The following is a 19,885-nucleotide window of genomic DNA, read 5'->3' on the forward strand; positions in this document are numbered from 1 at the left end:
GCCATGGGCGTCGTCATCCTTCTTGTCATGGCGGCCGGTGTCGCCGCGATGCTCACCCGCAAACTGCCCACCGCCTTCGCACTGGTCATCCTGGCCGTCGTCATCGCGTTCGTCGCGGGCGCCCCGCTGACCGGCGAGAACAGCGTGCTGGACACGGTGATCCAGGCGGGCGCTCCGGCCCTCGCCGCCACGATGATCGCGATCCTGCTCGGCTCCTGGCTGGGCAAGCTGCTGGACGAGACCGGTATCGCGGGCACCCTGGTGCGCAAGATCGTCGAGTTCGGCGGGGACCGGCCGGTGGTGGTCGCCCTCGGCGTCCTCGCCGTCTCCACCCTGGTCGGCACGGTCACCGGCTCGGCCCCCGCGGCGATGCTCGCCGGGATCATCGGCATCCCCGCCATGATCGCCGTGGGCATCCCCAAGGTCACCGCCGCCGGGACGATCCTGATGGGCATCGCCGCCGGCATGCCCTTCGAGCTGCCCATCTGGCAGTTCTTCTCCACCGCGCTGGAGCTGCCCGTGGAGACCGTGCGCGGCTTCATGCTCAAGCTGTTCCCGTTCGCGCTGGCCGCCGCCGTCCTGTTCGTCCTCATCGAGACGCGCAGGCGGGGCGTCGAGCACGCCTGGTCACTCAAGTCAGCCTCGGCCAAGCCCGTTTCGCGTCGCAAGCAGTTGGGCGACGCACCGTGGTACGCGCTGCTCACCCCGGTCGTCCCGCTGGTCCTGGCCCTCGGCTTCGAGGTGGCGATCCTGCCGTCGATGCTGGCCGGTGTCCTGTTCGCGCTGGTCACGACCACCCGGCCGCGCGAGATGAACAAGCGTCTGCTGCGCACACTGTACGGCTCGTTCGAGGTCGCGGCGGCCCCGATCGTGCTGTTCATCGCCATCGGCATCCTGCTCGCCGCGGTGAAGCTGCCCGGTGCAGTGGAGTCGCTGGAACCGCTGGTCAAGGCGGTCAGCCCGCAGAACCCGGTGCTGTTCGTCCTGGTCTTCACGCTGCTCGTGCCGCTCTGCCTCTACCGGGGGCCGCTGAACGTCTACGGCCTCGGCGCGGGCATCGCCGGGGTCCTCATCGCCGCCGGCATCTACCCGGCCGTCGCGGTGCTCGGCCTGGCCACCTCGTACAACCAGGTGTTCGGGGTGTCGGACCCCACCAGCACGCAGACCGTGTGGAGCGCGCAGTACGCGGGGGTGACACCGCAGCAGGTGATGCTGCGCACCCTGCCGTACGTCTGGGCCGTGGCGCTCGGCGGGTTCTGCGTGACCGCCGCCAGCTATCTGTGATCGGTCATCCCTTCGAGACCTCTCATCTCTTCCGGATCGCTCATCTCTACGGGACGGAGAACGACATGACCCAGCACGAGGACAACACCCCGGCCGCATCCGGTGTGTTCCGGCCGAGCCGCCGGATCTTCCTGCGCGGTGCGGTGGCGGGCACGGCGGCCACCGCCGGCGTCATGGCCACCGGCACCGGGGCGGGCGCAGCAGCAGCAGCAGCAGCGCCGGGCGGCTTCCCGAACTACCACTACGTGAAGCCCCTGCTGACGCCTTCTCAGCTGAAGTACAACCCGACGGGCGAGATCATCTTCCCCTGTATCCGGGGCGTCTACGACCGACTGGCGAACCCACTCGGCCGCTACTACCTCTACTACGCGCCGCACGACGCGCCCGGCGGTATCTGCCTGGCGTACGGTGACAAGCTGGAGGGCCCGTTCACGGAGTACACGGCGAATCCGCTCGTCTCCAACAACTGGCAGCCGCACTACAAGGTCAGCCATGTCTCCTCGCCGCACGTCCTGTGGAACGAGGACGTCAAGGAGATGTGGCTCTACTTCCACGGCGAGAACCACACCACCCGCCTCGCCCGGTCGAAGGACGGCATCACCTTCACCTACGACCGGACCGTGCTCACCAAGGACATGCTTCCGGCGGGCACCACCGAGACGTCCTACGCACGGGTGTTCCGGCACGACCTGCCCGCACGCGACGCGCGGTACGTGATGCTGTTCATGGTCAACAACCAGTCCAACCGCCGTGACGTCGGCTGGGGTTGGTCGAAGGACGGCCGCACCTGGACCTTCGCGCAGCAGCCGCTGATCCGCCACTCGGACGTCGGCGTCAACAACATCAGCGGCGGCCACCTGCTGACCCGGGGCGGCAGCACGTACGTCGTCTACCACACCGGCAAGGAGAACGGCGGGAACATCCTGATCACCGAGGTCGGCAACGACTTCTCCCGCCGCAACCACCTCGGCGTGTTCTACGACTCGGGCAGCGCCGCTCCGGAGAACGGCCGCGCCGCCGCGCCGAGCTTCGGCACGGACCGGGGCGTGCCGTACATGGTCTACGAGGCGGGTGAGCGGCTCGGAGGCTCGATCGCCGTCGCCCGCGGCTGACGGCGGGGCCGGGGTGCGGCGGGGTGCGCGGGCGGCGACCGGCGCAACCCTGCCACTCCGGCCCCTGCACGCCCCCCGCCGCCAGGAGAAAGGCTCCACCCGATGCCCTACGACCCGCGTCTGGACCCCGAGATGGCCGCGGCGCTGGCCGCCGAACCGCTGTCGCCCACGGTCCTCGACGGGCTGGACCGCGAGGGGCTGCCCGCCGTACGCGCCGCCCGTGCGAACGTCGGCTCCCCGCCGCCCGCCGAAGGGGTCCTGGTGAGGGATCATCGGCTGCCGGGCCCCGATCCGGTACGGGTCAGGGTCTACCGGCCGCGCGCGGCCGCCCCCCCCCCCCGGGCCGGGCCGGGGTGGGTGCCCCGGGGGGCGCGGGGGGGGGGGCCCCCCCCCGGGGCGGGGGGGGGGCCCCCGGGCGGGGCGGCCCCGACCCCCGGCCGCTTCCGTGCCTGGTGTGGATCCACGGCGGCGGCATGGTGCTGGGCACGCCCGAGGCGGACGACGCCCGGGCCTCCCGTTACGTCCTGGAGGCGGGGTGCACCGTGGTGTCGGTGGACTACCGGCTCGCGCCCGAGCACCCCTACCCCGAGCCCGTCGAGGACTGTTACCGCGCACTGCGGTGGACGGCGGAGCAGGCCGGGGCGCTCGGGATCGACCCGGAGCGCCTCGCGGTCGGCGGGATCAGCGCGGGCGGCGGTCTCGCCGCCGCCACCGCCCTGCTCGCCCGGGACCGGGGCGGCCCGCGTCTGGCCTTCCAGTTGCTGCTCTGCCCGATGCTGGACGATCGCAACACCACCCATTCCAGCAAGGAGTTCACCGAGGCCGTCACCTGGCCGCGCGCCAACAACCTGTACGGCTGGGCCGCGTTGCTCGGCCCGTCGGCGGGCGGTGACGACGTCTCCCCGTACGCGGCTCCGGCCCGCGCCACCGACCTGTCGGGGCTCCCGCCCGCGTACGTCGACGTCGGGGAGCTGGAGGTGTTCCGTGACGAGTGCGCGCAGTATGCGCTCCGGCTGATCGCCGCCGGGGTGTCGACGGAGTTCCATCTGTGGCCCGGCGCGTTCCACGGGTTCGACGGCACGCTCCCCCGCCTCACGCTCCCGCGCAGGGCCGCCGCCGAGCAGATCGCGGTGCTGCGGCGAGCCCTCGGGGGCACCCACCGGAGCGGCGCTACCACCTGACGTCGAGCCGCCGCGGGCTGCGGGAAGTCGTCCCGGTCCGCCAGGCGACGGCGTCCATCGGGGCGGCCAGGCGCAGGTCCGGGAAGCGGGCGGCCAGTCGGTGCAGGGCGAGCTGGAGTTCGGTGCGGGCCAGCCAGGCGCCGAGGCAGTAGTGGGGGCCGGCTCCGAAGGAGAGCGTGGGGGCCTCCAGCGGGACGAACAGGTCGTGGAGGGTCGCGGGCGGGAAGACCTCCGGGTCGCGGTTGGCCATCCCGCAGTCGGCGAGCACGATCGCGTCGGCCGGGATCGTGACCCCGCCGACCTCGACGTCCGTGGCGGCGTGGCGGGCGCTGCCCCGGTCGTCGCCCAGCGGGACGAGGTGGACGAGCCGGTCCGCGACCCGCCCCGCGGCCTCCTCGTCGGCGCCGATGCGGGGCCAGGTCTCGCGGCGTTCGCCCAGGAGGTAGAGCAGCGCGTTGCCGAGCATGGTCATCGTGCTGTCGTGGCCGCCGGCGACCAGCCCGCACACCAGGCTCACCAACTGAGCCTCGGGCACGTCCCCTTCTTCGTCGGCCGCCGCGACGAGGCCGCTGATCAGGTCCTCGCCCGGGGCCCGGCGCCGCTCCGCGAGGAGGTCCGCTCCGAACGCGCCGAACTCCGTGCGGGCGGCGGCCACCTGATCGCCCCCGTGGGTTCCGTCGGAGAAGGCGTGTTCGCTCCAGTGCCGCAGCCGGTCCCACGCGGACTCGTCGAGCCCCATCAGCCGGCTGATCACCGCCACCGGCAGCGGGAGGGCGAACTCCACTACGAAGTCAGCTGGTTGCGGTCGCGCCTCGAGTCGGTCGAGGAGCTCTTCGACGATCGCGGCGATCCACGGCCGCCAGCGGGCGACGGCTCTCGGGGTGAACGCACGCCGCAGCGTGCGGCGCAGCCGCAGATGGTCGGGGCCGTCCTGGTTGAACATCAGGTCGGGGTCGTTGACGAGGTCCGGGACGTCGGAGAGGGCCGGCGCGTCGGCGGCGTACAGCCCGGCCCGGCCGAACCGGGGGTCGGAGAGCACTTGGCGGACGTCTGCGTACCGGCTGACCAGCCAGGCGGTCGTGCCGCCCGGAAGTTCGCCGCGACGGGGCGGCCCGGGTTTCTCGAAGTGCAGGCGGTGCATCGGCACCGGGGCGGGACAGGTGGGCTCGCTGGTGGTCAACATGCCTCCTGGGGGCTGTTCGGGCGCTTCCGGCGCTGCGGGGTCAGAGCTCGACGAGAACTTTGCCGCGGTTGGCCGCCCGGTCGCCGTAGAGGCTGCCGTAGGCGGCGGGGATGGTGTCGAAGCCGTGGTGCAGGGTGTGGTCGCAGACGACCTCGCCGCGCCGGACCCGGCCGCCCAGCTCGGTGTGCAGGTCCTGCCAGTTGCGTTCGGTGAACCATTCCAGGGAGAAGATGCCGCGGACGGTGGCGCGCGGGAACATCAGGTAGGGCAGGAGCCGGGGGCCGGTGTCCTCGTTGCCGACCTGGGTGGCCCACTGCCAGCACACCGCCACCTGGCTGCCGATGTTGAGCATGGGGAAGACCGCGTCGGTGACCGTGCCGCCGAGGTTGTCGAAGTACCGGTCGACGCCGTCGGGGGCGGCCCGGGCCAGCGCCTCGCGCACCGTGTCCGCGCCGTCCCCGTGGCGGTAGACGATCACCGCGTCGAAGCCGAGCCCGGTGAGGTAGTCCGCCTTCTCCGGGGACGAGGTGGTGCCGATCACCCGGGCCCCCGCCAGCGCGGCGAGCTGGCCGACGAGGGCGCCCACCGCACCGGAGGCCCCGCTGATGACGAGGGTGTCGCCGGGACTGATCGTCATGTACTTGCTCAGGGTTCCCCAGGCGGTCATGCCGGGTCCGCCCATCACGCTGAGGGCGGTGGGCAGTGGCAGGGCGTCGTCGTACCAGCGGGGGTCGAGCCTGCGGTAGGCGGGGAAGACCATGGGGAACGTGCCGGTCTGCCAGAGTTCGGCCGCGCCGGTGGAGACCACATGCGTACGCCAGCCGCCGAAGCCCTGGACGAGGTCGCCGACGCGGTGGGCGGCGCGCGGTCCCGCCTCCACCACCTCCATGATCGAGTCGGCTCCCATGTGCCGGCCGATGGGGGTGTCGAGGGCGATGCCCTGGAGGTAGGGGTCGACGGAGACGTACAGGGTGCGCAGGAGCATTTCGTCGGGGGCCAGCGTGACGTCGACGTTCTCGACGACCTTCTCGTAGACGCGGTCCACGTCGGGGACGCCCTCGACGTGCTCGCGGACCACCCACTTCGCGATCCTCATGGCTTCCTCTCCGTCTTCATGGCCTTCTCTCCGTCTTCATGGCTTCCTCCGCGTCGGTGCGGGTGCGGCGGACGGGCACAGGGATCACCCGGTGGGTAGGCGGGGGTGCGGTGAGGTCGAGCGACGCGGTGAAGGGCTTGCCGTCGTCGCGGCAGACGAACTGCATGACGTGGCGTCCGGCGGCGGCCGCCCGGATGAGGCCGCCGGTGGTGGCCCAGACCCCGGACTGGTAGAAGTCGCGCAGCCCGGGGAGGCCCGGCCCGTGCTTCTTGATCAGCTCTTCGAGCCTCTCGCCGCTCTCGACGAAGGGCTGCCAGCCGAGGACCGTGCCGTCGTAGTTGCCCGTGTAGCGGACCTGGGTGAGGGGGCTGGAGACGTCCCGGACGACGATCGCGTCCCGCAGGCCGGGGTGGCGCTGTTCCAGGAAGCCGACGAGCGCCTCGCGGGCCCGCCGTTTCGCCGCGTAGTAGCCGCGCCCGTGCCGTACGGGAAGGGTGTGCAGTTCCTGGCCGCCGCGGGTGCGGGTGACCTGTTCGGGGCCTTCGTCCAGGGCGCGCCAGGGGGCGATGTCGCAGAAGTAGGTGGCGTAGACGACGGTGGTGCCGTCCGGGGACAGTTCGGGGTAATGGCGGCTGCGGAACTGGACGTTGATGCTCGGGTGGCGGATGCCGGTCAGCTCGGCCGCCATCGCCTCGTCGATGAGGTACGTCGTGCAGGGGTCGCCTTCGGGGAAGGGGCGGGAGAGGCCGAGGAAGAGGGTGAAGTAGCCGGGGAAGACCATGCCGGGTTCGTGGATCGTCTCGGTGTAGAGCTTGCGGTAGTCCTCGCCGAGGTACTCGCCCTTCAGGAACTTCATGGTCGTGGTGTAGCCGTCGCAGGCCGATACGACGATGTCGGCGCGGAGTTCGCCGCCGTCGCTGAGCCGGACGCCGACCGCCCGGTCGTCCTCGACGATCACCGATTCGACCTTCGTGTTGTACGCGACCTCGCCGCCGAGCCGGCGGTAGCGGGCCTCGATGGACTCGGCGAGGCCGAGGGAGCCGCCTTCGGGGACGCCGGCGGAGAGGTTGGCGTGCGAGGCGAGCTGGAAGTGGAAGGGGAGGACGGGGAAGGCCGGGTGCTTCTCGTACAGGATGAAGTTGAACGCCTCCCGCAGGAGAGGGTCCTTGAACCGCGCCGAGAAGTCGGTCATCAGGACGGTGATCGTGGTGCGGACCGCATTGAAGTACGGCAGGAACGAGGCGAGCATTCGCCAGCGCTCCCGGCGGCCCATCAGCCCTACGGGCTTCAGGAAGGGGTAGACGGCCAACGCCGCGCGGAAGCTGCGCAGTTGTCCGCAGAACTTCCGTACGAGGCGGGCGTCGGCGGGTGAGATGCCGATGAGGTGGGCTTCGAGGCGGTCCGGGTCGGAGTAGAAGTGGACGGCCCGGCCATCGGTGCCGCGGACGATGTTGAAGACGTCGAAGTGGCGGATCTCCTTGCCCTGGAGGGCTCCGAGCTCCAGCCAGATCTGGTGCATCTCGTTGCCGGGGCCGCTGCCGAGGAGCCAGCTGACGCAGGCGTCCAGGGTGAAGCCGCCGCGTTCCCAGGCGGTGCAGCAGCCGCCGGGGATCTCGTGCATCTCCAGGACGCGGGTGCGGTAGCCGTTCATCTGGGCGTAGCAGCCGGTGGAGAGGCCGCCGAGTCCGGCCCCGATGATGATCATCGTCTCGCGCGGCCGGTTCTCCCCGCTGCTCATGAGCCCTCGCTCTCGCGTGCCGACCACCGGTCGAGCTGGGGCAGGTGTCCCAGCTTCCCGGGGTGCCAGGGTTCGGCGCCCTTGCTCTCCCAGGCCCGGAATTCCAGGCCGAGTTCGCGGCAGAGGTACTGGACGGCGAAGCGGCCGGTGGAGGCGGCGCGGATCAGGCCGCCCATGCCGACCCACTGCCCGGCCATGGAGAAGCCGCTCAGGCCGGGCAGCCGCATCCGGTCCTTGCCGACCAGGCGGGCGGCGACGTCGTCGGCGTCGGAGAACGCCTTCCAGGCGAGGATGGAGCCGCCCAGGTTGCCGGTGTAGCGGTGGGTCGTGGCGGGGGTGGCGACCTCGACGATCTCGATGCGGTCGGCGATGCCGGGGGTGCGGCGCTCCAGGAAGTCCCGGACGAAGTGGGCGACGTCGCGCTTGCGCCGGCGGTACTCCTTGCGGTCCCTGGTGCGCAGGTCCTTCCAGTGGGCGTAGTCGCTGAAGTAGGTGCAGTGCAGCACGGAGCAGCCGGGTGGGGCGAAGCCGCCGGAGTAGCGGGAGCGGGCCTGGACGACGAGGCTGTCCTGCAGTGCGCCGGGGAGGTGGGCCGCGTCGTCCGGGCCGAGGAGGTGCGTGGTGCTGTGCGCCTCGTCGGGGTCGAGGTCGCCGCGCAGGCCGACGAAGGCGGAGACGACGGCGGGGAAGAGGGTGCCGGGGCGGTGGAGGAGGTCGGTGTAGAGCTTGTCGATGCGGGGTCCGGTGTACCGGCCGCCCAGGAGTCCGTAGACGGTGGTGTGGCCGTCGCAGGCGGAGACCACGTGTTCGGCGAAGTACCTTCTGCCGTTGCGGAGTTCGATGCCGATCGCCCGGTCGTTCTCGACCAGGATCCGTTCGGTGCGGGCCCGGTAGGTGACCGTGCCGCCGAGGCTTCGGTAGCGCTCCTCGACCGAGCGGGCGAGGCCGAGCGAACCGCCCTGCGGGAAGCCCGCGTTGCCGTGGTGGGCGGCGGCCATGTTGAAGAGGTACGGCAGCAGCGGAAAGCCGCCGGGGTCCTGGAAGAAGATGTTGCGGAACGCCTTGCGCAGCAGTGGGTCCTGGAACCGGTCGGCGAAGGCGTGCATCGGGGTGGCGGCCGTCCGCCAGAACAGCCGGAAGGCCGGCAGCACCGTGCGCAGGGTCCGTGCCCTCTCCCGTACGGTCCGCAGGGCGGGCGCGGTGAGGAACGGGTACAGCTCGATGTCGATGAAACGCCGCAGGTCCCGGGTGAAGGCCCGGATGTGCGGGGCGTCGACGGGCGAGAGGTCCAGGAGGTGGGCCTCCAGGCGGTCGGGGTCGTTGTAGAAGGTCACCGACCGGCCGTGTTCGTCCTCGACCTTGTTGAACAGCTCGAAGTTGGTGACGGTCTTGCCGTCGAACGCGCCGAGTTCGCTCCACACCTGGTGGGCGTCGTTGCCGGGCGCGGTGCCGACGAGCCATTCGATGCAGTAGTCGAAGAGGTACCCGTCGCGCGACCAGGCGGTGCAGCAGCCGCCGGGCAGGACGTGCTTCTCGAAGATGCGGGTCCTGGCGCCGCTCATCTGCGCGTAGCAGCCGGTGGACAGGCCGGCCACACCCGCGCCGACGACGATGACGCGGGGCGGGGTTCCCGGGGTGCGCTCCCTGCTGGTCCAGTCGGTGGAGTCGTCATCCGGCATGGGGCGCCTCCCCCCTCAGGGTGTCGCGCACCAACTGGGCGTTGCGGAGCAGGTGTTTGGCGTCGAGCATCTCGGCATGGACGCCGGAGCCGCGCAGGACGGCGGTGGTGCCGGTGGAGCTGCCGTGCCAGGTGCCGTGCTGCCCGGCGGCGTAGAGCGCGGCCTTCTCCTCGTCGGTGATGACGGTGACCGTCGCGGCGACGGTGCCGGTGTTGGGGGTGCGCCCGCAGAACGCGAGGTATTCGGCGGCGTGGGCGAGGGTCTCGTGGGTCACGGCGTCGGATCCGGTGTGTCGGCGTACGTGGTCGGCGAGTTCGGCCTCGAAAGCGGCGACGCCGGACGCGTCCGGTTCGTAGGCGGTGAGTATGCGGCGGGAGTCGAGGATGACGACGTGGGCGACGTGGCGGCCGCGCCGCTCCAGCTCCTTGGCCGTCTCGAAGGCGAGGTTGCCGCCGAGGGAGTAGCCGAGGAGCAGGCAGGGGCCGTCGGGCCGGTCGGCCTCGATCAGGTCGGCGTACCGGGCGATCTTGTCGTCGCCGGGAAGGTAGTTGAAGCCGATGACGGTGTGGTCGGGGAGGTGGGCGGCCAGGCCCCGGTAGACGAGCCCGTGGCCGCCGGCGGGCGGGAAGCAGAAGAGGGCGGGGTTCTGTCCGGCGTTGAAGGTGAGGGAGGGCAGGTCTTCGGCGCTCGCCCCGAGCAGGACGTCCTCGACGGTGGCGGCCATGCCGTGGAGGGTGGTGACCTGGTAGAGCCTGCTGACGGGGACGCCGACGCCGAACTCGGTGCGCAGGTGGTGGAGCAGCTCGATCAACTTGATCGAACTGCCGCCGAGCTCGAAAAAGTCGTCCTCCAATCCCACCTGTTCGCACCCCAGCAGCGTCTTCCAGTGCCGGGCGAGGCTGACCTCGTACAGCGTCACGGGCTCCTCGTGCGGCCGGTCGCCGGCCTCGGCCCGCGGGGCGGGCAGCGCGGCCGGGTCCAGCTTGCCGTTGCCGGTCAGCGGCAGGGCGGGCAGCTCGGTGAAGTGGGACGGGATCATGTACGAGGGCAGGGAGCGGGCCAGGTGGCGGCGCAGGGCCCGGACGTCCAGGGCCGCTCCGGCCTCCGGTACGCAGTAGGCGCAGAGGGCCGCGTCTCCCCCGGTGTCGGTGCGTACGGTGACGACGGCCCGGGCGAGCGCGGGCCACCGGGCGAGCTGCGCCTCGATCTCGCCGATCTCGATGCGGTGGCCGCGCAGCTTGACCTGGCCGTCGGTGCGGCCGAGCAGGTGGACCCGGCCGTGCGCGTCCCAGCGGGCGATGTCGCCGGTGCGGTAGAGCCGTTCGGGGCGGGCGTCGGCGGCCCTGGAGAGCGTACGGGTCACGAAGCGCTCCTCGGTCTGCCCGGGGTCTCCGGCGTAGCCGAGGGCGACGCCGTGGCCGCCGATCCAGAGTTCACCGGGCACGCCGGGCGGGACGGGTTCGCCGTGGGCGTCGAGGATGTGGAGGGCGCTGCCCGGCAGGGGCCGGCCGATCGGGACCATCGCGCCGGGTTCCAGGTCGTCGACGGGCCCTTCGAAGTACGCGCTGTCGATGGTGACTTCGGTGAGGCCGTAGGAGTTGACGAGACGGGTGCCGGGTCCGCACAGCTCGGCCAGCCTGCGGTACTCCCCCACGCTCCAGGCGTCCGAGCCGACCACCAGGAGCCGCAGGAAGTCCAGCCGCAGCCCTTCCCGTGTGCAGTGGTCCATCAGGCCGCGCACGACGGCGGGCACGAACTCGGCGCAATCAACGCGTTCCTGACGCATCGTACGGTAGAGCCGGGGAGTGTCGAAGAGGAGGTCGCGGTCGGCCAGGACGAGTGTGCCGCCCGAGCACAGGGCGCGTACCAGGTCGCCGGTGAACACGTCGAAGGACGGTTCGGCCATCTGGAGGTGCGTCCGCACGTCGGTCTCCAGCCGGTACTCCTGCCGCCAGGCCTCGTATGCGGAGGCGAGGTTGCGGTGGCTGACGCGAACGGCCTTGGGGCGTCCGGTGGAGCCGGAGGTGGTGATGATGTACGCGGGTGAGTCCGGGGCGGTTTCGCCCGGCGGGCCGTCGGGCTGCGGTGCGGTGGCGGCGAGTGCGGTGAGGGTGAGCGTCGGAACGGCCAGGGCCCCGGTCTGCCCGGGCGCGGCTTCGTCCACGACGAGGACGAGGCCCGCGCCGGTTGCCGTCACGAGGTGGGCGAGCCGGTCGGCGGGCTGGTCGGGGCGGAGCGGGAGGTAGGCGGCGCCGGCCTTGAGGACGGCGAGGAGGGCGACGATCAGCTCGGGCGACTTCTCCAGGCACAGCACGACCACCGAGCCCTCGCCGACGCCGAGCGTACGCAGGCGGGCGGCGGTGTCGTCCGCCCGGCGGACCAGTTCGGCGTAGGTCAGGCGGTGCGCCCCGCCGTGCGGGGCGGGCGTGGCGACGGCGACGGCCGAGGGGTGCGCGGCGGCGGCGCGGGCGATCAGCGCGTGGACCGGGGTGAACAGCTCGTCGTCCCGGTGGCCGGTGAAGGGCAGGGCCGGGCGGCTCCACTCCTCCACGAGCCGTTCGCGTTCCCGGTCGCCGAGCATCTCCAGCCGGGAGGCGGGCCGTTCGCCCGGCGCGCGGGTCATTCCGTCGAGGAGGCGGCTGTAGTGGGCGGCCATCCGGCGCATGGTCTCGGGGAGGAAGAGGTCGGTGTTGTACTTGAACACGCAGTGGAAGCGACCCTCGGCCTCGTCCTCGTAGGCGGACAGGGTTATGTCGAACTGCCCTTCTTCCTCCGGCAGTTCGATGTAGTCCAGGCGGTAGCCGTACTGCTCGGTCGCCACCTTGTGGGTGAGGAGGATGAACATCGCCTGGAAGACGGCGGAGCGGCTGGGGTCGTGCTGGAGGCCCAGCTCTTCCACGAGGAGGACGAAGGGGTACTCCTGGTTGTCCAGGCCGCCGAGCACGGTCCGGCGGACCTGTTGCAGCAGTTCGGCGACGGTCGGGTCCTCGGACAGGTCGGCGTGCAGGGGCAGCGGGTTGACGAAGTAGCCGTAGACGGAGGCGAAGTCCTGCCGGGTGCGGCCGGTCACCGGGGAGCCGACGACGATGTGGTCCTGCCCTGAGTAGCGGTGCAGCAGGAGGTAGTACGCGCTCAGCAGCACCATGAACGGGGTGACGCCGTGCGCGCGGGCCAGGGCGTGGACGCGGGCGCTCAACGCGTCGTCGAGGACGAAGAACTCCGAGGCCCCGTTGTGGGTCTGCACCGCCGGGCGCGGCTTGTCGACGGGCAGGTCCAGGAGCGGGACCTCCGCCGGCAGATGGGTCCGCCAGTAGTCGAGCATCCCCGTCGCCCCGGGCCCGGCCAGGAAGGCGTTCTGCTGGTTGAGGAAGTCGAGGTAGCGGGCCTCGACCGGCGGGAGCTGTGGCTCCCGGTTGCGGCGCAACGCCTCGTAGGTGGAAAGGAGTTCCTCGATGAAGGTGAACGTGGAGATGGCGTCGGAGACGATGTGGTGGACGGCCTTCATGATGATCCAGCGGTCCGGGCCCCGCTTGAAGAGGCGGAAGCGGATCAGGGGGTCGTGAGCGAGGTCGTAGGGCTTGCGGTACTCCTGGACGATCGTGGCGTGGACGGTCTCCCAGTCCTCGCCCTGGACGTCGAAGAGGGCGAGGTCGGTCCTGGCGTCCTCGGAGACCCGCTGCACGGCCTGCCCGTCCACCAGGAGGAAGTTGGTGCGCAGCGCGGGGTGGCGGGCGATGAGCCGGCGGACGGCCTCGAACATCAGGTCCGGTTCGAGGGCGACGTTCACCTCGACGGCCCCGCCGATGTTGTACGCGTAGCCGTCGGGGTTGAGGTGCTTGAGGAACCAGAGCGCCTTCTGGTTCTGCGTCAGCGGGTACTGCCGCTCATCGCTGTGGAGTTCGACCGCGTCGGCGGCCCTGTCGTCCTCCTCCGCCGAGGCCAGGGCGGCGAGCCCGTCGTGGAGCTGCGCGGCGAGTTCCCCGGCCGGGGTGCCGCTGAGCAGGGCGACGACGGGCAGGGCGACGCCGAGTTCGGCGTGGATACGGGCGCGCAGCTCCATGGCGAGGAGGGAGTCGAGCCCGAGTTCGCCGAGGCCCGTGGTGGCGTCGACGCGGTCCGTTCCGGTGCGGAGCACGGTGGCGGCGAGCGCGGCGAACCGCTCGGCGACCAGCGTGCGCCGGGCCTCCTCCCCGGCGGCGCGGAAGGTGTCGAGGAACCCGTGGCCGGAGGCGGTGTCCGTGGGCGGCGCGGCGGCGGACGCGAGGTCGGCGACCAGCGGCGGCGGTGACGGGTACCAGGCGAGGAAGACGGGCCAGTCGACGACGGTGGCCACGACGAGCTGCGCGTGGTCCTGTCCGATGACGCGTTCCAGGACGGCCATGCCCGCGTCCGGGGAGAGCGAGCTCATGCCCCGGCTGTGCAGGTAGTGCTCGACCAGGCCGAGTTCCTCGATCATGCCGGTGGCCCAGGGGCCCCAGTCGAGGCTGAGCGCGGGCAGGCCCTGGGCGCGGCGGTGGTGGGCGAGGGCGTCCAGGAAGGCGTTCCCGGCGGCGTAGTTGGTCTGGCCGGCCGTGGTCAGCAGCGAGGCGATCGACGCGAAGAGCACGAAATGTTCGAGGGGTTCGTCCCGCAGGTGCCGGTGCAGGAGGTGGGCGCCGATGGTCTTGGGGTCGTGGACGGCGTCGAAGGCGGCCCGGTCGAGGTCGGCGACGAGCGTGTCGCGGACCTGGCCGGCCAGGTGGAACACCCCGCGCAGGGGCGGCGCTCCGCTCTGCCGGTGGGCGTCGAGCCAGCCGGTCAGGCCGTCCTCGTCGGTGATGTCGAAGGTGGCGGGGACGGGCTGCGCGCCGAGCGCCTCCAGCTCGCGGAGCAGGGCCACGGCCCGGCCCTCGGCGGTGGCGGGATCGGTTCCGGCCCACTTCTCCCGGGCCGGCACGGGGGTGCGCCCGACCAGGACGATCCGGCGGGCCCCGCGCCGTACGAGCGTCCGGCACAGCAGCCGGCCGAGCGCGCCGAACGCACCGGTGACCAGGTAGCTTCCGTCGCCCCGCAGGCGCAGTGGCAGGGGCCGGGTGAGGCTCTCGGCGGGACGGAGGCGGCTGGTGCGGCGGCGGCCGTCGCGCAGGGCGATCTCCTGCTCGTCGTCGCTCAACGCCTCGGCCAGGAGCGCCGCCGCCTCGGCGCGGTCGCCGTCCGGGCCGGGCTGCCTGCGGGGGTCGAGGTCGATGAGCTTGCCGGGGTGTTCGGTCAGTTCCTGGTGGCGCAGGACGCGGCCGATGCCCCAGGCGGGCGCTGCGAGGGGTTCGGTCCCTTCGCCGGGCAGGGCGGGCTGGGTGCCTCGGGTGACGATGTGCAGGCGGCCGGCCTCGCCCCGGGCGGTGAGCAGCCGGGCGAGGGCGATCAGGGAGTACGCGCCCGCGCCGGTGTGGGCGTGGAGGGTGCTCCGGTCGCATGCGGCGAGGGCGGGGGCGTCTAGGTTCCACAGGTGCAGGACGTTCCCCCGGAAGGGCCCGCCGTCGCGGTCGAGGTCGGCGAAGAGACGGCGCAGGTCGGCGTCGGAGGTGGGGTCGACGGTGTACGTGCGGCCGTCGGCGGAGGCCGTGTACGAGTGGCCGTCGGCGGAGGCCGGGTGGGCCGCGCCCCGGCGGACCAGGCGGCACCGTTCGCCACGGGCCTCGGCCAGGGCGGCGAAGGCCTCCGCGATGCCTGTGGCGTCGGCGAGGAGCAGCCAGCTCACGTCCTGCGGCGGGGCTCCGGTGTCCTCGGCCGGCAGCGGCGGGCAGTCGGTCCAGACGGGTTCGGCGAGCCAGGAGTCGATCGTGGTGCGGGCGACGGCGGTGGCCGCCTTCTCGACGTCGGCGGCCCGGAAGCCCTCAATGCGGCCGAGGGGTGTGCCGTCGTCGGCGTACAGGGCGATGTTCCCGAGGGTGGTGTCCGCGTCGGCGGGGAGCAGGGTGGCGTGGGCCCAGAACGGCTGGTCGCCGATGGGTTCGAGGGCGACCTCGTCCAGGGAGAGCGGCAGCCTGATCCCGGTGGCCGGGACGGGGTCTTCGGGGGCCGGCGGAGTCGGCGGGATCAGCGGGGTCAGGAGCGTCTGGAAGCAGGCGTCGAGCAGGACGGGGTGGAGGTGGTGCCCGGCGGCGTCGTCGCCGATCGCCCGGGGCGGGCGGATCCGGGCGAGGACCTCTCCGGCGCCGATCCAGACCTCCTCCAGGGCCTGGAAGGCGGGGCCGTAGTGGTAGCCGAGGGCGGCCAGCGCGGTGTAGCAGTCGGGTCCTTCGAGGTGGCGCTGGGACCGGGCCCGGATCGCGGAGGCGTCGAGCGGCGGGGTGGTGCGGCGGCGCTGTCCGGTGCGGACGGTTCCGCTCGCGTGGACGGTCCGCTCACCGTCGTCCCCGGTCGGGGAGGCGATGGTGAAGGCGGCGTTCTCCGGGGAGAACGACACCTCCACGGTCCGGTCCTCGCCGTCGGGCAGGAAGAGCGCCTTGCGCAGGTCGATGTCGGCGAGGACGGCGGTGGTGGAGCCGGTGAGCCGCAGGACGGCCTGGGCGGCCATCTCCAGGTAGCCGGCGGCGGGGAGGACCACGGTGTCCTGGATGCGGTGGTCGGCGAGGTAGGGCAGGTCCTCGGTGCCCAGACGGGCCAGCCAGGTGGGTGCGGTGGCGTCGGTACGGCGGCCGAGGAGCGGGTGGTCCCGGTGGCCCAGCCGGACCTGGGCGACCGGCCGGGGCTCGGTCCAGTGGCGGTCGCGCCGGAAGGGGTGGCGGGGCAGGGTGACGGGCCGGCCGGTGGGCTGGAGCAGGTCCCAGTCGACGGGGACGCCGAGGGTGTGGAGCGTACCGAGGGAGGCGGCGAAGCGCTCGGTCTCGTCCTCCCGGCGGCGGATCGAGGCCAGGGTGAGTGCGGACCTGCCGCCCGCGTCGAGGCATTCGCGGATCGCGTGGCCGAGGACCGGGTGCGGGCCGATCTCCAGGAAGAGGCGGTGGCCGTCGTCGGCGATGCGGTCGATCGCCGACCGGAAGCGCACCCGGTCGCGGACGTTCTTCCACCAGTAGGCGGCGTCGAGTTCCTCGCCCCGGGCGGTGCCCTCGACGCCGGTGAGATACAGCGGCACCTGGGTGGGCCGTGGCCGCAACGGGGCCAGCTCCGCCAGCAGTTCGTCCTTGACGCGCTCCATCCCGACGCTGTGGTACGGAACTTCGACGGTGAGGAACTTCGCGAACTGCTGCTCGGCCCGCAGCTCCTCGGCCAGCAGGGCCAGAGCCGCCTCGTCCCCGGCCAGGGTGATCGCGGTGGGGCTGTTGACGGCGGCGATGGAGACCCGGTCGCGGTAGGGCCGCACCCGGCGCTCCGCCTCGTCCTCGGACAGGCTGACGGCGAGCATGGTGCCCGTACCGGCCAGGGTCTGCTGGAGGCGGCTGCGGTGCACGACGATCCTGGCCGCGTCCCGCAGGGAGTAGACGCCCGCCGTGTGGAAGGCGGCGATCTCCCCGGTGCTGTGTCCGACCACGGCGTCGGGCCGCACGCCGTGGGACCGCCACAGGGCGGCCAGGCCGACCTGTACGGCGAAGTTCGCGGGCTGGGCCAGCCAGGTCTCCGTCATCCGGGAGACGGATTCCTCGGCGGTCAGTTCCTCGACGAGGGACCAGTCGGCGAACTCCCGCATCGCACGGTCGCACGCGGTGACGGCGTCCCGGAAGACCGCTTCCTCTTCGAGGAGTTGGCGGCCCATGCCCCACCACTGGGGGCCCATGCCGGTGAAGACCCAGACCAGCCCCCGGTCGGCGGCGTCGCGGGCCCGGCCGTGGACGACCCGGGGGTGGGGCTCGCCGCGCTCGTGGGCGGCGAGGGCCTCGTCGAGGGAGGCGCGGGAGGTGTGGACGACGGCCAGCCGTTCGGGGAGGTGCTGGCGGCGGTGGGCCAGGGTGTGGCCGAGGTCGTCGAGGGCCACGGCCGGGCCGTTGTCGCCCGCCAGTTCGGCCCGGATCCCGGCCGCCATCTCCGTCAGGGCGTCCGGGCGGCGGGCGCTGAGCGGCAGGATGCTCCAGCGCCGCCCGGCGGATGCGACGCTCCCAGGGTCCGGTGGAACCGGCGGCGGGGCCTCCTCCAGGACGACATGGGCGTTGGTGCCGCCGAAGCCGAAGGAGTTGACCCCGGCGCGGGCGGGCCCTTCGTGGGCGGGCCTGCCGGTGGGCCGGGTGGGGATCTCGTAGGGCAGGGTCGCCGGGTCGATGGCGGGGTTGAGGTTCTCCAGGTTGATGTGGGGCGGGATCGTGCGGTGTTCGATGCTCAGGACGGTCTTGATCAGCCCGGCGATCCCAGCGGCGGATTCGGTGTGGCCGATGTTCGTCTTGACCGAGCCGACGTAGGCGCGGGCGCCCGGGGCCCGTCCGGTGGCGAGCGCGCGGGCCAGGGCGTTCGCCTCGATCGGGTCGCCGACCGGTGTCGAGGTGCCGTGCGCCTCCATGTACTGGAGGTCGCCGGGGGTGATGCCCGCCTCGGCGCAGACCCGGCGGATGAGGTCGACCTGCGCGTCGGGGTTGGGCACGGTGATGCCGTTGGTGTGGCCGTCCTGGTTGACGCCGCTGCCCAGGATCACCGCGTGGATCCGGTCCCCGTCCCGTACGGCGTCGTCCAGCCGCTTCAGCGCGACCAGGCCGACGCCTTCGGCCCGTACGTAACCGTCGGCGGCGGCGTCGAAGGTACGGGAGCGGCCCCCGGGCGACAGGAACCCGCCCTTCGTCTCCGCGATGGTGTACTGCGGGGCCATGTGCAGCAGGGTGCCGCCGGCCAACGCGAGGTCGGTCTCCCCGTGGTGCAACGCCTGGCAGGCCAGGTGGACGGCGACCAGGGAGGAGCTGCACGCGGTGTCGACGGACAGGCTCGGGCCGCGGAAGTCGAAGCAGTACGAGATCCGGTTCGACACCATCGTCATCATGGTCCCGGTCGCGGTGTGGGCGGCCAGAGAGGTGAAGCCCAGGTCGGCGAATTGCAGGATCTTGTAGTCCAGGGTGAACGCGCCGACGTAGACGGCGACGTTGCCGCCGGCGAGGTCGGCGGGCCTCTGGCCACCGTCCTCCAGGGCCTCCCAGGCCACTTCGAGGAGCTTTCGCTGCTGCGGGTCCATGTGGTCGGCCTCGCGCGGGCTGATGCCGAAGAACGCGGGGTCGAACTCGTCGAAGCCGTCGATGTATCCGCCGCGGCCGCCGACGAGGCGCCCGGGTTTGTCGCGGAACCGGCTGCCGAGCGTACGGACGTCGTACCGGTCGGGCGGGGTGGGCGTGATGCAGTCCTTGCCCGCCACCAGGTTCCGCCAGAACGAGCGGTGGTCCGAGGCGCCGCCGGGCAGGCGGCAGCCCATCCCGATGATCGCCACCTTGTTCCGTAACTCCCGGCTGTTCGCGTCGGCCATGGGAACTCCTCAAGTCGTGGTGCCGTAAGTCGTGGTGCCGTAAGTCGTGGTGAAGCGCGTGGTGGGGGCGGCGGTCACTCCGGGTCGGGGGCCGGTGCGGGTCTGCGTCGCCAGGGGTGCAGGAGGGCCGCGAGGATCTCGCCGGTGCCGGGGAAGGAGGCGGGATCGTGGAGACCGACGGCGGCGGGTTCGCGGCCGGGACGCCAGGTGAAGCTGCCGAAGAGGTGGTCCCAGCACGACAGGTCGGAGCCGTAGTGGCCGGCTTCGGACAGATCGGTGCTGTGGTGCAGCCGGTGCTGCTCGGGGCTGGCCAGCAGATGGTTGAGCGGGCCGATCCGGACGTCGATGTTGGCGTGGACGAAGTAGCCCTGTGCGGCGACGAAGAGTCCGGCCACCAGCACGGCGGGACGGGAGAAGCCGACGAGGGCCAGGGTCAGCTGGACGAGGCTCTGCGCCAGCACGATGTCCAGCACGTGGTTGACCCCGTTGTTGGCGACGTTGACCTTCTCCGGCACGTGGTGCACCCCGTGGAGTCGCCAGAGCAGGGCGTTCCGGTGGCCCAACCGGTGCACCAGGTAACTCACCAGCGACCCGGCGAGGAGGGCGCCCGGGATCTCGGCCCCGAGGTGGCGGGCCGGCTCCTCGGGCGAGATCAGGCCGACGGCCAGCGCGACCAGCAGTTGCGCCAGTCCGCTTCCGGCCATGGTGAGCAGGAACCAGATGCCGTACCAGCGCCATTCGTCCTTTCCGGGATGCCAGTTCCGGTCGTACGGAATCAGCCGCTCCAGGAGAGCCAGATAGGCGATGACGCCGATCAGGAAAAGCGGGCTGACCCACGCCGGATCCCATCGCAGGCTCAATGCGAACGCCGCGACGCACACGACAGCGAGGAGGAGAACGGGGTAGGCGACGGCACGGAGAATACGGGAAGCCGAATTACCGGCCGCCCCCTTCCCGGAAACCGAATAGTCGGCCGAATGAATTTCGCCATCGGCGGCGCGCTCGCGCTCGTCCATATGTGACCCCCACAAGGGAACGCAACGGGAGTGACCAAACTTTTCCGCATCGGCGCAGGCTGGAGCAGCTATGGGAGTCTCGGTGAACCCTGGGGCGACCTCGGCCCCGCGCTGACGTCTTTCAGACACCCGGCTCCGATGGAATTCGGCCGTGGCGTGAACCGATGCCCCCGACCCCATCAGC

Annotated in this window: 9 protein-coding genes; 3 read left to right on the forward strand and 6 right to left on the reverse strand. The window is 72.1% G+C overall.

Annotated features, from left to right (window positions below):
• The first annotated feature begins 3 nt into the window (after positions 1-3).
• The 3 genes from JS521_RS07015 (at position 4) to JS521_RS07025 (ending at position 3,577) form a co-directional block, all read left to right on the forward strand.
• Positions 4-1,284 carry a TRAP transporter large permease subunit gene (locus JS521_RS07015; protein WP_205081856.1) on the forward strand — a complete coding sequence of 427 codons (1,281 nt, stop codon included), beginning with the start codon at positions 4-6 and terminating at the stop codon, positions 1,282-1,284.
• Between the two features lie 65 nt (positions 1,285-1,349).
• Complete coding sequence (locus JS521_RS07020) at positions 1,350-2,396, forward strand: glycoside hydrolase family protein (protein WP_205081857.1); 1,047 nt, start codon at positions 1,350-1,352, stop codon at positions 2,394-2,396.
• A gap of 473 nt (positions 2,397-2,869) precedes the next feature.
• A complete protein-coding gene (locus tag JS521_RS07025; protein ID WP_239486894.1) occupies positions 2,870-3,577 on the forward strand; it encodes an alpha/beta hydrolase in 708 nt (235 codons plus the stop codon).
• Here the strand turns inward: JS521_RS07025 and JS521_RS07030 are convergent.
• The 6 genes from JS521_RS07030 to JS521_RS07055 form a co-directional block, all read right to left on the reverse strand.
• Complete coding sequence (locus JS521_RS07030; protein ID WP_205081876.1) at positions 3,567-4,757, reverse strand: cytochrome P450; 1,191 nt, start codon at positions 4,755-4,757, stop codon at positions 3,567-3,569. The two genes, JS521_RS07025 and JS521_RS07030, sit on opposite strands and share 11 nt — an antisense overlap.
• 43 nt (positions 4,758-4,800) lie before the next feature.
• On the reverse strand, positions 4,801-5,856 hold the full coding sequence (locus tag JS521_RS07035) for an MDR family NADP-dependent oxidoreductase (protein WP_205081858.1): 1,056 nt from the start codon (positions 5,854-5,856) through the stop codon (positions 4,801-4,803).
• A gap of 16 nt (positions 5,857-5,872) precedes the next feature.
• A complete protein-coding gene (locus JS521_RS07040; protein ID WP_205081859.1) occupies positions 5,873-7,594 on the reverse strand; it encodes a phytoene desaturase family protein in 1,722 nt (573 codons plus the stop codon).
• Positions 7,591-9,273: a phytoene desaturase family protein gene (locus JS521_RS07045; RefSeq protein ID WP_205081860.1), complete on the reverse strand. Its 1,683-nt coding sequence runs from the start codon at positions 9,271-9,273 to the stop codon at positions 7,591-7,593. Before JS521_RS07045 ends, JS521_RS07040 begins: the two co-directional genes overlap by 4 nt.
• Complete coding sequence (locus JS521_RS07050; RefSeq protein WP_205081861.1) at positions 9,263-18,685, reverse strand: non-ribosomal peptide synthetase/type I polyketide synthase; 9,423 nt, start codon at positions 18,683-18,685, stop codon at positions 9,263-9,265. The genes JS521_RS07045 and JS521_RS07050 overlap by 11 nt, the downstream gene beginning before the upstream one ends.
• A gap of 74 nt (positions 18,686-18,759) precedes the next feature.
• Positions 18,760-19,701 (reverse strand): sterol desaturase family protein, encoded by a 942-nt coding sequence (locus JS521_RS07055; protein ID WP_205081862.1) that lies wholly within the window; start codon positions 19,699-19,701, stop codon positions 18,760-18,762.
• Positions 19,702-19,885 lie beyond the last annotated feature (184 nt).

Source organism: Streptomyces durocortorensis (assembly GCF_016901035.1).
Classification (GTDB): domain Bacteria; phylum Actinomycetota; class Actinomycetes; order Streptomycetales; family Streptomycetaceae; genus Streptomyces; species Streptomyces durocortorensis.